This window comes from Oceanobacillus sp. NCCP-135 (assembly GCF_059698015.1).
The window spans coordinates 84,051-97,140 of the sequence record NZ_BAAKSZ010000010.1; the positions used below are offsets into that span (position 1 = coordinate 84,051).

At 37.4% G+C, this 13,090-nt stretch carries 12 protein-coding genes; 7 read left to right on the plus strand and 5 right to left on the minus strand.

Going from position 1 to position 13,090, the window contains the following annotated elements:
- The first annotated feature begins 67 nt into the window (after nucleotides 1–67).
- Together AC6HVZ_RS09260 and AC6HVZ_RS09265 are read left to right on the plus strand one after the other, a co-directional pair.
- Nucleotides 68–811, plus strand: coding sequence for a WecB/TagA/CpsF family glycosyltransferase (locus AC6HVZ_RS09260; protein WP_497557862.1), 744 nt, complete (start codon nucleotides 68–70; stop codon nucleotides 809–811).
- A 38-nt stretch (nucleotides 812–849) separates the two neighbouring features.
- On the plus strand, nucleotides 850–1,152 hold the full coding sequence (locus AC6HVZ_RS09265; RefSeq protein WP_497557863.1) for a hypothetical protein: 303 nt from the start codon (nucleotides 850–852) through the stop codon (nucleotides 1,150–1,152).
- A 229-nt stretch (nucleotides 1,153–1,381) separates the two neighbouring features.
- On the opposite strand, the gene AC6HVZ_RS09270 is transcribed toward AC6HVZ_RS09265, so the two are convergent.
- Nucleotides 1,382–2,617: an outer membrane protein assembly factor BamB family protein gene (locus AC6HVZ_RS09270; protein WP_497557864.1), complete on the minus strand. Its 1,236-nt coding sequence runs from the start codon at nucleotides 2,615–2,617 to the stop codon at nucleotides 1,382–1,384.
- A 32-nt stretch (nucleotides 2,618–2,649) separates the two neighbouring features.
- Entirely contained in the window at nucleotides 2,650–3,720 is a 1,071-nt protein-coding gene (locus AC6HVZ_RS09275) for an LCP family protein (RefSeq protein ID WP_497557865.1), read from the minus strand.
- A 134-nt stretch (nucleotides 3,721–3,854) separates the two neighbouring features.
- On the opposite strand from AC6HVZ_RS09275, the gene AC6HVZ_RS09280 reads away from it, so the two are divergent.
- Nucleotides 3,855–5,417 carry a glycosyltransferase gene (locus AC6HVZ_RS09280; RefSeq protein WP_497557866.1) on the plus strand — a complete coding sequence of 521 codons (1,563 nt, stop codon included), beginning with the start codon at nucleotides 3,855–3,857 and terminating at the stop codon, nucleotides 5,415–5,417.
- A gap of 771 nt (nucleotides 5,418–6,188) precedes the next feature.
- On the opposite strand, the gene AC6HVZ_RS09285 is transcribed toward AC6HVZ_RS09280, so the two are convergent.
- Nucleotides 6,189–6,998, minus strand: coding sequence for a hypothetical protein (locus AC6HVZ_RS09285; RefSeq protein WP_497557867.1), 810 nt, complete (start codon nucleotides 6,996–6,998; stop codon nucleotides 6,189–6,191).
- A 353-nt stretch (nucleotides 6,999–7,351) separates the two neighbouring features.
- On the opposite strand from AC6HVZ_RS09285, the gene AC6HVZ_RS09290 reads away from it, so the two are divergent.
- The 3 genes from AC6HVZ_RS09290 (at nucleotide 7,352) to AC6HVZ_RS09300 (ending at nucleotide 8,864) form a co-directional block, all read left to right on the plus strand.
- Complete coding sequence (locus AC6HVZ_RS09290; RefSeq protein ID WP_497557868.1) at nucleotides 7,352–7,576, plus strand: DUF1659 domain-containing protein; 225 nt, start codon at nucleotides 7,352–7,354, stop codon at nucleotides 7,574–7,576.
- A gap of 34 nt (nucleotides 7,577–7,610) precedes the next feature.
- Nucleotides 7,611–7,829 carry a DUF2922 domain-containing protein gene (locus AC6HVZ_RS09295; protein WP_497557869.1) on the plus strand — a complete coding sequence of 73 codons (219 nt, stop codon included), beginning with the start codon at nucleotides 7,611–7,613 and terminating at the stop codon, nucleotides 7,827–7,829.
- A gap of 900 nt (nucleotides 7,830–8,729) precedes the next feature.
- A complete protein-coding gene (locus AC6HVZ_RS09300) occupies nucleotides 8,730–8,864 on the plus strand; it encodes a YvrJ family protein (RefSeq protein WP_497557870.1) in 135 nt (44 codons plus the stop codon).
- Between the two features lie 99 nt (nucleotides 8,865–8,963).
- Here the strand turns inward: AC6HVZ_RS09300 and AC6HVZ_RS09305 are convergent, their stop codons facing one another.
- The gene (locus tag AC6HVZ_RS09305; protein WP_497557871.1) at nucleotides 8,964–10,094 is read right to left on the minus strand and encodes a response regulator transcription factor; all 1,131 of its coding nucleotides are present in this window, start codon (nucleotides 10,092–10,094) and stop codon (nucleotides 8,964–8,966) included.
- A 3-nt stretch (nucleotides 10,095–10,097) separates the two neighbouring features.
- Entirely contained in the window at nucleotides 10,098–11,870 is a 1,773-nt protein-coding gene (locus AC6HVZ_RS09310) for a cache domain-containing sensor histidine kinase (RefSeq protein ID WP_497557872.1), read from the minus strand.
- Nucleotides 11,871–11,990: 120 nt separating this feature from the next.
- Between AC6HVZ_RS09310 and AC6HVZ_RS09315 the strand changes: the two genes are divergently transcribed.
- A complete protein-coding gene (locus AC6HVZ_RS09315) occupies nucleotides 11,991–13,022 on the plus strand; it encodes an ABC transporter substrate-binding protein (protein ID WP_497557873.1) in 1,032 nt (343 codons plus the stop codon).
- Nucleotides 13,023–13,090: the final 68 nt, after the last annotated feature.

Below are 13,090 nucleotides of genomic sequence, written 5' to 3' on the forward strand. Positions count from 1 at the left end.
ACATATGTGCTGTATCTAAGTAATAAACGACGGAGTCATATACGACTTAGCTGAGAGGTTGTGCAAGATGCCGAATGAATCAAATACAAGAAATCTAGTATCCATCATGGATATTGAATTTATAAATATGACGAAAGAGGATTTTTTACATAATCAGATTTATCCTGGCTTAAGCAGACAGGATAAATGCTTTGTTGTAACAGCAAACCCGGAGATCGTCATGCGGACAAGAGATGCAGCTTCCTATAAAGCGATTGTTGAAAAGGCAGATTTTGTTGTACCAGATGGCGCCGGAGTTGTCATGGCTTCAAAATTTATTAAAAACCCACTCAAGGAGAGAATCCCTGGCTTTGAACTGATGATCAGTTTGCTTGAACATGCTGAGATGGAGGGCTTATCCTGTTATTTTCTCGGTGCAAAGGAATATGTAAACGAGAAAATGGTACAGGAAATTAAAAAGCGATATTCAAGCTTGGAAATAGCGGGAAGCCATCATGGGTTCTTTGCATTGGATGACACTTCGATTGCTAAACAAATTATGGCAGCAAAGCCGGATGTGGTATTTGTTGCACTTGGTTCTCCAAGGCAGGAAATATGGATTAGCAGGTATATTGATCAATTTGATAAAGGTCTTTTTATTGGAGTTGGTGGCAGCTTTGATGTGTTGGCTGGTGAAGTGAAACGAGCACCGGATAAATGGATCAAATATAATCTTGAATGGCTATACAGACTGTTGAAACAGCCATTCCGGTTGAAGCGATTTTTGAAGTCGATTGAATTTATGATACGAATGTTGCTGAAAAGGAAGTGATTCTACGGGATTGCTTCCTTTTTTGTGCTTGGTATGGTGTGGCTGGTGGTGTGGGAGCGCGCGGGGAATCGCTAGGAGCGAGCGGATATCGCCCGGAGCGAGCGGGATATCGCCGGGAGAACGGGGAAATCGCCGGGAGAGCGGGAATATCGCCAGGAGAGCGGAGGAAATCGCCGGGAGAACGGGGATATCGCCCGGAGAACGAGGATATCGCCGGGAGCGAGCAGGATATCGCCGGGAGAGCGGGAATATCGCCAGGAGAGTGTAGGATATCGCCGGGAGAGCGGGAATATCGCCAGGAGAGCGAAGGATATCGCCCGGAGCGAGCAGGATATCTATAACTATTTCATTAACTCAGTAAAACCACATAAAAAAGAAATCAGATCTATAGCCGATTTCCCTAGGTAAAAAAACTGTATAAACAATGATCAATTGATAGGTTTAAACTACCCAGCCATCCCAAGCCATTCTAAATCAATCCAAAAGACTGCGTTAGGAAATAAGCGTTTTTAAAAAAAATAATTCTAGCCGGGAGCATCTTCTCCTAACTAGAATTAATCAATGAAAATATTACGATTTGAATTCAGTTATTGGAATAGTGTAGACGTTAGAATCTTGACTACCTACAAATATGGTATCGTTAATAATTATAGGACCAGCTGGAGCTAAGGTTCCCCCTACTTCAACCTCTTTAATTAACTCTCCACTTTCGGCATCTAAAGCATACATCATACCTTTTGCATTACCAAAATATACAATTCCATCTTGGGCAACTGGGGGACCTTTTATGACTTCATTTTCAAATTTCCATAATTTCTCACCAGTTTGCAAGTGGTATGCATAAAATGTTTTTGTAATTGGACTTCCAACAAAAATGGTCTCTTCATAAATTATAGGTGCGCCCGATTTATTATTTGGTACGGATTCACCAGTTCCTAAAACATCTTCCCAAATAATTTCACCAGTATCTGCATCCATTGCATACATAACATGATCTCTTAAACCATTATTATCTGTGATGCCTGTTGTAAGCACGATGCCATCTTCAACAACGGGTGGAACATCATCCACACCAGCTAGGACTTCAGGTAAATCTGTCTTCCATTTTATACGGTCATTAGTGAGGTCATAAGCAAAAAAACTAAAAGGCAACTCTTTACTCGTTCCTACATATAATGTATCTTCATGAATCATTGGGGCTGACATACTTGCTTGACCTAATTTTTCTTGATGGAGAAGCTCTCCGCTACTTGCATCCAACTTATATAAATGCCGATCACCTGTAACTGCATATATTGCACCTTCATAAAAGGCAGGAGTAGGCATCACTTCACCCTCCGTATTATACTTCCAAAGGATTTCTCCATTTTCTGAATTCAATGCAAGGACACCGCTTTTCCCTGTACCTCGAATGCCATTCTCCTGAAAATGCCTATTTCCAAATCCAACATAAACCAATCCATCATAATAAATCATTTCAGAATGAATCCAATTGGGCGCTTGATTTTCCCAAACCTTTTCCCCTGTATTAATATCAAATGCATGTAAATCACCATTATTGTGGTTACCTATATATAAATGATTGTTTACAATTACAGGGGTTGCACGAACCTCTTCAGTTGTTTTAAACGTTTTCTTTTCAAGTGCTTTTGATCCATTGGAATATACAGCATTATTGGTAGCATTCATTCGATATTGTGACCACTCTTTTGGACCAGCAAATTCATTATTCGATGATGAAGTGAACCACAGTAATCCAATGATAAATAAAGAAAAGATTCCTGAAAAAATTAGTAATTTCTTCATATGTTAAACCCCTTGGTGCCGAGTTATCTAATTTAATAAGCTTGATAATCCTCAGTATTTTTATCTTCCGCACTATATTCCGTTTCGAATTTTTGTGTATGCATAATTGGTAAATCCAAATGCTCTCTCAAGTCTTGTGAAATTTCTGCTCTGCTTTCTTCATCCACTTGGTAATACCATATACCATCATCCATAATACCGCCATCACCTTCAAGGCTAACAGATTCGATGGCAACATCTGAATTCATCCCATAGCTTAAGAAACTTTTCATATTATTAAACGTTAAATTGGTCGTCATATTATTTCCAATTGCCTCAATCAGGTTATCCAGTTTTAAGACAGTTGAACCGGAAGTCACCTTATCAGCAATAATTTTAATGATGTCTTGCTGGCGTTCACCACGTTGGATATCACTGTCATATTTTCTGGAGCGCGCTAATGCAAGTGCTTTCTCGCCATCAAGCCTTTGATAGCCTTTATCAATTTTGATCGTATTTTCTTGCCCCTTCGTATTAATCTCACTCATGTCAAAAGGTACATTATAATTAATTCCACCAACTGCATCTACCACTTCGATGAATGCTTTGAAATTAACTTTCACATAATAATCAACAGGTACATCCAGGAAGTCCTCTACCGTTTCGATGGATGCCTTCACCCCGCCATAACTATGGGCATGATTAATTTTCGTTTGATAACCCACCTCTGGAACAAATACACGGGAATCCCTTGGAATACTCAATAGCTTTACATTGCTGTCCTCTTTATTAAAAGTTGCCAGCATCAATGTGTCAGAAAGGGGAGAATAATTTTCACGTTCCTCACTTTCATCGATTCCTAAAATAAGAATGGACACATTATCCTCCACCGGGTCCACCGCTTCTTCTCTCAGCTCGGAGGTCTCATTATCCCTGCCAATATCCTCATACGAGTCATCCACAGCCTTTTCAGCTTTCGTGTATAAATGAACTCCATAGGACAGAATGGTTATTAAAATAGCCAAGACGGGTATTCCTGTATATAATAGGATTTTCTTTTTCTTACTCTTCTTTTTATTGGTACGCTTGTCAGTTCTTGTCTCAATTTGATTGTTTTCAGACATTTTTGGTCACCTCATAAAAACGTGCTACTTTTTATTTTACTATTAAGTAGTCGTTTCGTAAATCAAAAAATTAATCACCCACATAAAAGTTTATGCAATTTCGAATTTATTTATTTCTAGGAAGGAAGATGAAGTTGAAAAAACAAAAAATTTACTTTTTATGTAATTCCGTTGACATCAAACGAGGTGGCTTAACAAAAGCATCACTCAAACAGGCTTCTATGTTTGCAGAATTAGGCTATGAGACTGAAATAATTACCTTTAATTTCAATTCATATTATCCGTATATAAGACAAAAACTTGTAGAACTTGGGAAAGTCAATAAACATGTACTGATTAGAAATATGTATGAAGAATTAGAAGGATTTAAACATCCAGTTGAATTAAAACAAAAATGGAAACCCGCCAACCTGAAAAAACTAGCGAATGGTGGTGCTTTAAGCAGGCGGGAAGGACATAATGCTTATCGTGTTCTTGAAAATGGTTTTTACACAAAGTATATTGGCTTAAGCAATGAAAACACATTAAAACTAATTGACTATTTCAATGAGAATCGTTATCGCACTAGACGAGAGGAATTCGATCCATCAGGAAAATTGAAACGGAGCATCTATATGGATCTGGAAACAAATAAACCGCGTCAAACGATTTATTTTGATAAGAAAGGCTCTGCTTATTTATCTGCCTGGTATAATTTAAAAAAAGATAAATATGATCGCATCCATCTGTTTAGTAAAAAAGGGGAGCTTGAACATGAGTTTACCGGTGATATCATCAAATTGAAATTGGCATGGTTAAAGGATTTGATCAAGGATGATGAACACCCAGTAATTGTATCAGACACAAGAAGTACAGATGCTGTTCTTACAGGATTAAAGGCCAAACAGGCGATAAAAATTTGGCGTCTCCACAGCCATCACCTTGGTGCGCCATATAAAGATGATTCTCCTGTAGCAGATAAAGTGGAGCATGGTTTAACCAATATGAATAAATTCGATGGGATTGTTTTATTAACAAACCAGCAAAAGCAAGATATAAGTGAGAAATATGGTAATGAAGAAAAAATGGTTGTGGTACCACATTACCATGAACAGAACAAATCATTTTTAGATAAATTAAAACCAACGATAAAAGATGAAAAACGTGCAGTTGTAATCAGCCGGCTGTCCACCTTAAAACGTGTTGAGCATACCATCAAAGCATTCAGAATAGTTGTAGATAAGCTTCCCGAGGTCAGATTAGATATTTATGGTAAAGGCACTGAAGAAGGAAAACTAAATAACTTGATTACGCAATTAAAATTAGAAAAAAACGTGCAATTAATCGGATATACGCAAACTCCAGATAAGAAATATGAAAATGCCTTATTCTCTGTGTTAACATCAAAAAGTGAAGGATTCTCGTTAGCTATATTGGAATGTATGGCGAATAAAACCCCAGTGATCAGCTATGATATCAAATACGGACCTAATGATTTAATTGAAGATAGAACAAATGGCTTTATTGTGGCAAATAGAAACATCAATGCACTTGCCGAAAAAATGATACATCTATTTGAGCACCCAACAGAAGCAATTAAAATGGGCAAGAATGCTGAGCATTTCATACAGGCAAATTTTAGTAAAAAATCCTATGCTGAGAAATGGGATAAATATGTGCGGCACTTAATTGATCAGAAAGCTAGTGTGAAAGGTTAGATTTTGAGTAAAGCATCTTCAGTAATATGCTGAAGGTGTTTTATTATTTTATACGCTTTATCCTTGAAATTTATAATGAGGTTTCAAAATGAAAGCCTCTATTGTCAGTGATTGCATTGATTACAAATTGAACGTTACACCCACCGTATCGCTATTTCGAATCAACGGATCCAGTTCGATGCTAAAGATCTAAGAAAAAATTCTCTGCTTTTAAATAGAAACGTTCGTTAGTTTTAAAAGAGATATCAGTTGGCTTGGATGGAGCGACAAGTACGGCTCTTACACATTTTACGATATTACTATCTGCATCATTTTCAAAGGATTCGTATCGTTTAAACATAATTACAGTTTTATCCTGGATTCCCAAAAAAACACTATTTTATAACGAGGAATGTGATTATAAAGGGATTTAGACATATAAATCTTCGTTACATATATTTTTTGTATAACGAGGCAAGAATGTTGTTGTATCGGCAATTGTAGACTAACTCGTTATAAATTCCAGGAATCCAGGTTTTATGCGTAATATCCACAAGCACTACAAAAAAAGTTTCGAGCAGGTATTAAATAGATCCAGAAGCACAGCTAATGATGTTTTAGTATCTCGGAATCCCTGATGTCAGAATTGGAGTTATATCAGCGTTAAAACTGTGCTCCTTTTATTATGGAATAAAGTTTTTTACTTGCTGAACATAGTGGAGAGATAGCTGCACATGTAGTATAAATTAGTTGTATATTGGCGGTAATTTTAATTTATTTCTGTACAAACCTTTATTCGAAATGTGAACTTCTTATTCTACCTTCATGTTCAATAGAGCGTAATGCGAGTGTTGCTAAAATATCTTCCTGCTTTTTACTGCTGTTTGTCAAAGAGGTCAGTTGCTGTGAATTAGCAATAATTTGCTTGTGGTTTTGATCAACCTTATCTTTATTTCTGTCTGTTTTCTCTTCAAGGCTTTTGGTAGAGGCATTCATATCCATCCGCAAAGAGGTTAACTGCTCCGAGTTAGTTATAATCTGCTTGTGATTACGATCAATCTTATTTGAACTTTCACTCACTTTGTCTTCAAGACGCTTAATACTGGCAGCTAAGTTCTTGATTTCGTCTTTGGTAGCCATGTCTTTGATGTCATCCTTGGAAGCCATGTTCTTGAAGTCGCTTTTGGTAGCCATGTCTTTGATATCAGCCTTGGAAGCCATGTTCTTGAAGTCATTTTTGGTAGCCATGTCTTTGATATCGTCCTTGGAAGCCATGTTCTTGAAGTCGCTTTTGGTAGCCATGTCTTTGATATCGTCCTTGGAAGCCATGTTCTTGAAGTCGCTTTTGGTCGCCATGTTTTTGATATCGTCTTTGGAAGCCATGTTCTTGAAGTCATTTTTGGTAGCCATGTCTTTGATATCGTCCTTGGAAGCCATGTTCTTGAAGTCACTTTTGGTAGCCATGTCTTTGATGTCGTCCTTGGAAGCCATGTTCTTGAAGTCGCTTTTGGTAGCCATGTCTTTGATATCGTCTTTCGTTGCCATGTTATTACTCATAAACTCTATACGATTCATGATCTGATTTAGCACATTTTCATTCATTTATAATCCTCCTCTCTCAAATAAAATTTCGATAGCCTTTTGTAACTTCCCATATCTTAATAAGAATATACCACTTCATTGTAAAAGGGGCAATTTGTTAAAAACTGCAATTACACGTCGAAAAGCAGAATTTCCATAGATTCTTTCTCGCAAAAATTAATTTTCTTTAATAATGATCGATTTTTATACACAGTACACATTGCAAAAAACAAAATAACACTATTTTAGATTTTTATAAATCTGAAAAACTTTCAAGATTTATAAGATTTATGGGATATTTTTTTAAAAAAGTATCCTTTTGCCCCAAAATCTCTCCCGCACTCGATAGTAGTTATGAAAGGGAGGTGAGTCACATGGCGGTAGCGGAAATGACAAATACCCAGTTGCAATTGGTGCTTAATGATGGGATTGATACATCAACTGGGTTACCAGTCTACAAAACGAAAAGCTTTAACAGTGTGAAAACAACTACAACTGCAGATCAATTATATGCAGTAGCAGTGGCGTTCGCAGGCTTGCAGGAGCGAAATCTTTACAATATTCACCGTAAAGACAGCTCGGATATCAGGCAGGGTTAAAGCTTAAAAATCTAGAAGGAAGGGAGGTCAGAACATGAAAAAGCTGGAGCTTAAATTTGAAAACTATGATGGGAAAATCGTAACATACTCACTCGATAAACCGATCGAACCAGTTGACCCGGCAGCAATTAACGCTGCAATGGATGAAATCATCGCACAAAATGCGTTTACATCATCTGGCGGTGAACTGATTGCTAAGAAAAGTGCTCGATTGGTTGAGCGAATTGTCGAGGAAGTGGACTTGGGACTATAAATTGAAACTTTTTAAACAGACCAGCGGCGGGGCCACTGGTCTGTTTTAGTTAGACGGGTTGTGTGATGGTGGGTGGTGAAAGTGGATGGGCGGTGGAAGTGGTGAGGATGATGTTACTGGTTGAAGTTGAGAGATGACGTGGTGAAGATGAGAAAAAAGTGGGGAAGTTGAGAACGCTGGGAAGAAGTTGAGAGATGCCGGTTGAAGTTGAGAGATGACGTGGGGAAGTTGAGAAAAAAGTGGGGAAGTTGAGAACGCTGGGAAGAAGTTGAGAGAAAAGGCCGAGGAGTTGAGGGGGAGACACCGGTTGAAAGTTGAGAGAAAAAGCTGCGGAGTTGAGAGACGCCAGCCGAAAGTTGAGAGAAAGCAGTGGAATATGCAATTTTCTCTCAACTTCCTGGAATTCTCTCTCAACTTTGGGCAATTCTCTCTCAACTATAAGTGCCCGTCTCTCAACTTCCTAAGATTCTCTCTCAACTTTGCGTAACCCCGGCGAAAGGCCGTGCAGCCCCGCTCAAAAGCCGTGCACCGCATGCGAAAAGTCGTGCAGCCCCGCTCAAAAGCCGTGCACCGCATGCGAAATTCGCGCACTTGCTCGAAAGCCGTGCATCGCATGTGAAAAGTCGTGCAGCCCCGCTCAAAAGCCGTGCACCGCATGCGAAATTCGCGCACTTGCTCAAAAACCGTGCACCGCATGCGAAAAGTCGTGCAGCCCCGCCCAAAAGCTGCGCACCGCATGCGAAAAGCTGTGCAGCCCCGCTCGAAAGCTGTGCACCTCATGCGAAAAATCGCACATGCCCGCCCAACAGCTGCGCACGCCTACTCAAAAGTTACACAGCCTCGTCCAAATGCTGCACACACCCATCCAAATTCACAATAATTATGAGAGGAGGAATTTCAATGGAAACCTGGATACCTTTTCTAACTGAAGTTGGTTTTCCGATTGCGGTGACATTTTACTTGTTGCACCGGATTGAGGGAAAGTTAAATCAGCTAATCGAATCGATTCATGAGTTGCCTGAGAAGATGAAGTGATTAATTTTCTATGATAATTAAAAATAAAAGGACAATGTTCATATACGTAGAACAGAGTCCTTTTTCATAAGGGATCCAGAGGTTCAACTAAAATAAGTATTAGCAGTGTTTACTATTTTTTTTCCTGTACTCCATAGGTGTATATGTTGTTTTTCTTTTGAATAGTTGACTAAAGTATCTGGATTCTAAATAACCTACTTCATTAGCAATTTCATACGTTTTCAAGCTTGTTGATATCAATAAGTTTTGAGCTGCTTCTAATCGTTTAGTAGTAATATAATCAACAAAGTTCATTCCGGTATGCTGCTTAAATAATTTACTGAAATAACTGTTACTCATATGTAGCTTATTTGCTATTTCGACCTGGCTGATTGATTCATTGTAATGATTATTAATATATAAGACTGCATCCTCAATACCAAGAGAGTATTTTTCATCTCGGTATTTGTAGATAGTAAGTTTCTCATTTTGATAGTAAATCATAGTTGCTACATTGGCTTGGTGATAAATTGTTACTAATTGACTAAGATCATCGACCAATAGACTGACATATAAATTCATTTTATCAAAAGTTAAGTTGTTTTTAATCTCATGTATCACTTTCTCCCAGTTTTTTTCGTCTTCAATACTATGAAATAAATACACAGTCTGGTTTTTTGTACTATCTATCAAAATACTATTATTCTTAATTACTTCCCATGTTCCAGGGCCGGGGCTTTGATGTTGAAATATAATAATGCCATATCGCGGTTTAAGCGAACCATATGAGATAAGTTGGCTAATGTTATCTTCAGATGGGCTCTCAATTATACGCTTTGCTATTAACGTTATTAAATTTTTCTTTTCATTATTATGCTCTTTCAATTCCTGTGTGATCTTTAGCATCGTATTTTCTAATTCGTCTATATTAGTGGGTTTCAATAAAAAATCATCAGCACCTAATCTTATTGCTTTTTGCGCATAGGCAAATTCATTGTGCCCAGTCAGGATAACGATCTTCAACTGGGGATATTTATCTTTGCATGCTTCGATTAAATCTAATCCGCTTATCCCAGGCATTCTTATGTCAGTTAAAAGAATATCAGGCTGGTACTTCTCGAGCATTTGTAAAGATTCATTTCCGTTTTTTGCTGTTCCAATAACTTGTATTCCCCAGCTTTCCCAGGACACCGTCTTCTCAAGACCCTCTCTTATGACCCATTCATCATCAACAATTAATATAGTATACATAATCTAACCTTCCTTATATGGGATTAAAATTGTTATACAAGTACCTTCATCAATCTTCGAGGTAAGGTTCCATTTGTATTTATCTCCGTAGCTTAAAAACAGGCGTTTTCGAATGTTCTCTATACCGATCCCTAGCTCTTCCAGTGATATACCTTCTTCAATTTTGTGATTAACAACCTCAAGTGTTTCACTGTCCATTCCAACTCCATTGTCTTCAACGGTAATCTGTATACTGTCCTGATAGTCAGTGATAGAGATATAGATATGTCCTTTTGTTATTTTGTTTTCAAGACCATGAATAATTGCGTTTTCCACTATTGGCTGTAATAAAAGAGATGGGATTAATTCGTTCTTAATAGATTCCTCTACATGCAAATGAACATCAAATTTATCTCTATATCGAAATTCCTGAATGTTCAAGTAATTTTGCAGTTGTTTGATATCTTCTTGTATGGTTACGAAATCTTCACCTTTTTTTACAGAGTACTTCATTATGTCACTTAAAGAAACGATAATTTTACTAATGTCATAAGCTCCATTTAATCGCGCTATCCAGTTAACAGTTTCTAATGTATTATACAGAAAATGTGGATTTATCTGTGCACGTAATGCTTTTAATTCAGAATCCTTTAAACGAACTTGTTTTTCATAGTCACCCTGTATTAGCAGCTTCAACCTTTTCAACATTCTATTAAATCTATTGCCGAATATTCCAATATCGTCATTATACTTGGAGTCAAACCGTATGTCTAAATTACCTTTCTCTACCTCTCTCATCAAGAACATGATTTTGTATAATGGCATGGTAATTGTTTTTGAAAAATAATACGCAAGCCATGCGGATACAATAATACCCAGCAATGCAAAGTTCCACGTTAAATTTCGTATTAAGTTATTTTTTTGCTGAATTACATCTAATGGAATAATACTTACTAATTTAAAGCCAGTTGCGTCAGCAGTATGATAGGTTAATATAGATGGAGTTTCATTCCAGTCGAAATTAAAGAATCCACTTTCACCTGCCATCACTCTTGTTAAGTAGTTCGCATTTAACATTGTTCCTACATTTTGTTTGTCTGGTTGGCTTGAGATAACATACCCCTGATCATCAAGCAGGTAGAATTGTTCGCTATTAAAATAGTTATTCCCCTCATAAATACTAGAAAGGGAAGATTCATATACATCGACCATGATATATCCAAGTTTCCCACCGTTTTCTTGGTCAATTAGTAGCCTGCCAACAGTTAAAACGACCTCCTGATTATCTAATTGATTCATAGAGTAGTTAGTGTCCCATACCATCGTCCCGTTAGCAGTATTCGCTTTTCGGAATACCCCCCAATTTTCTCGAATATTATCATACTCTGCAGGAAGATAGTTATTAGAGAAATAGCGATCCCCATTAAGGCCGATTAAGTATATATTTACATCCCACTCCTTTACTCCTTTAATCGTATCAAAGAATTCATTAACTACCTCATAGTCTTTATACTTTTCTTCTAAACTTCGATTTGGATTACTTTTTAATATGTCTTTTATAACATCATTTTTATAAAAAAACAGGGACATCTGCTCAATATCCTTTAAAAAATACGTGAATTGATTATTAACAGAAGTAATTCTTTCCAATTCATTTTCACTGATTTCTTCTTGAAGTAAACCAGAAATATATTTATATGAAAAGAAACCTAAAAGTAATAGTGGTAGGATTGATGTCAGTAGAATAACTATTATTAATTTTGTCCGTAAGTTTATACTTTGCAATTTTTTAATCATCTATGTCACCTACTGTCATGAAAAAACACATACATTTTTTGAAAATTATTCGATTGTATGCGTTTTCAGCTACTGGTAATATCATAAGTGTATCATAAAAAATTATCAGGGGGTTTTTTAGTGAAGAAGATTATTACTATTCTGTTTATCGTGTTGATGCTGGCATTCGTTAGTGCATGTGGTTCAGATGACGATGAAGGTAGTAGTGAAGCTGCAGGTGAGAGTTCAGACACGTTGACAGTGTACTCTCCTCACCAAAATGAAATAATTAATCCAATTATAAAAGAATTTCAAGACAGAACAGGGATTAAAGTTGATATGGTAACAGGTGGTACAGGAGAGTTGTTAAATCGTGTGACAGCAGAAGCAGAAAATCCCGGAGCTGATGTATTTTGGGGCGGAGGAGCTGAATCGCTAGAAGCGTTTGGTGAATCCTTTGAGCCTTATGTTACCGTAGAGGATGAATCAATCCCAGAGGACTTTAAAAGCCCAGCTAATGTCTGGACTGGTTTTTCGGCACTGCCAATGGTGATCATGTACAACCAGGATATGGTTGATGATAGTGATTCACCTAAGAGTTGGAATGACTTACTGGATGAACAATGGAAAGGGAAAATTGCGTATGTGGATCCAAGCAAATCAGGGTCATCTTACACGCAGCTAGTAACCATGTTATTTGCGTATGGAGACGATGGCTCTGATGGTTGGGGGTTTGTTGAAAACTTTGTAGCTAACATGGATGGTACGATCTTATCCAGCTCAAGTATGGTTCCAAAAGGTGTAGCTGATGGTGAGTTCCCAGTAGGTATTACACTAGAAGAAGCTGCTTATAGATATATTGCAGGCGGAGCTTCGGTAGAAGTTAATTATCCTGAGGAAGGAACGTCAGCAGTTCCTGATGGAATTGCATTAATCAAAGGATCTAAAAACAAAGACAACGCAGAAGAATTTATTGATTTCCTGGTTAGTAAAGATGTACAAGAAATGATCGTGGAGGATTTCAGTCGCCGTTCTATAAGAAGCGATGTTAATCCGCCAGAGGGATTAATCTCATCTGAAGAAATCCCAATGCTGGAATATGATTTTGCATGGTCTGCAGAGAATAAAGATGAGGTAATGGATAAATTTCAGCAGATTTTAATTTCTCAATAATGAATGAACAGTTACTAAGGGGATCTGGTTACTATACCTGGTCCCTTTAGCAAAGGGAGGAAACATGG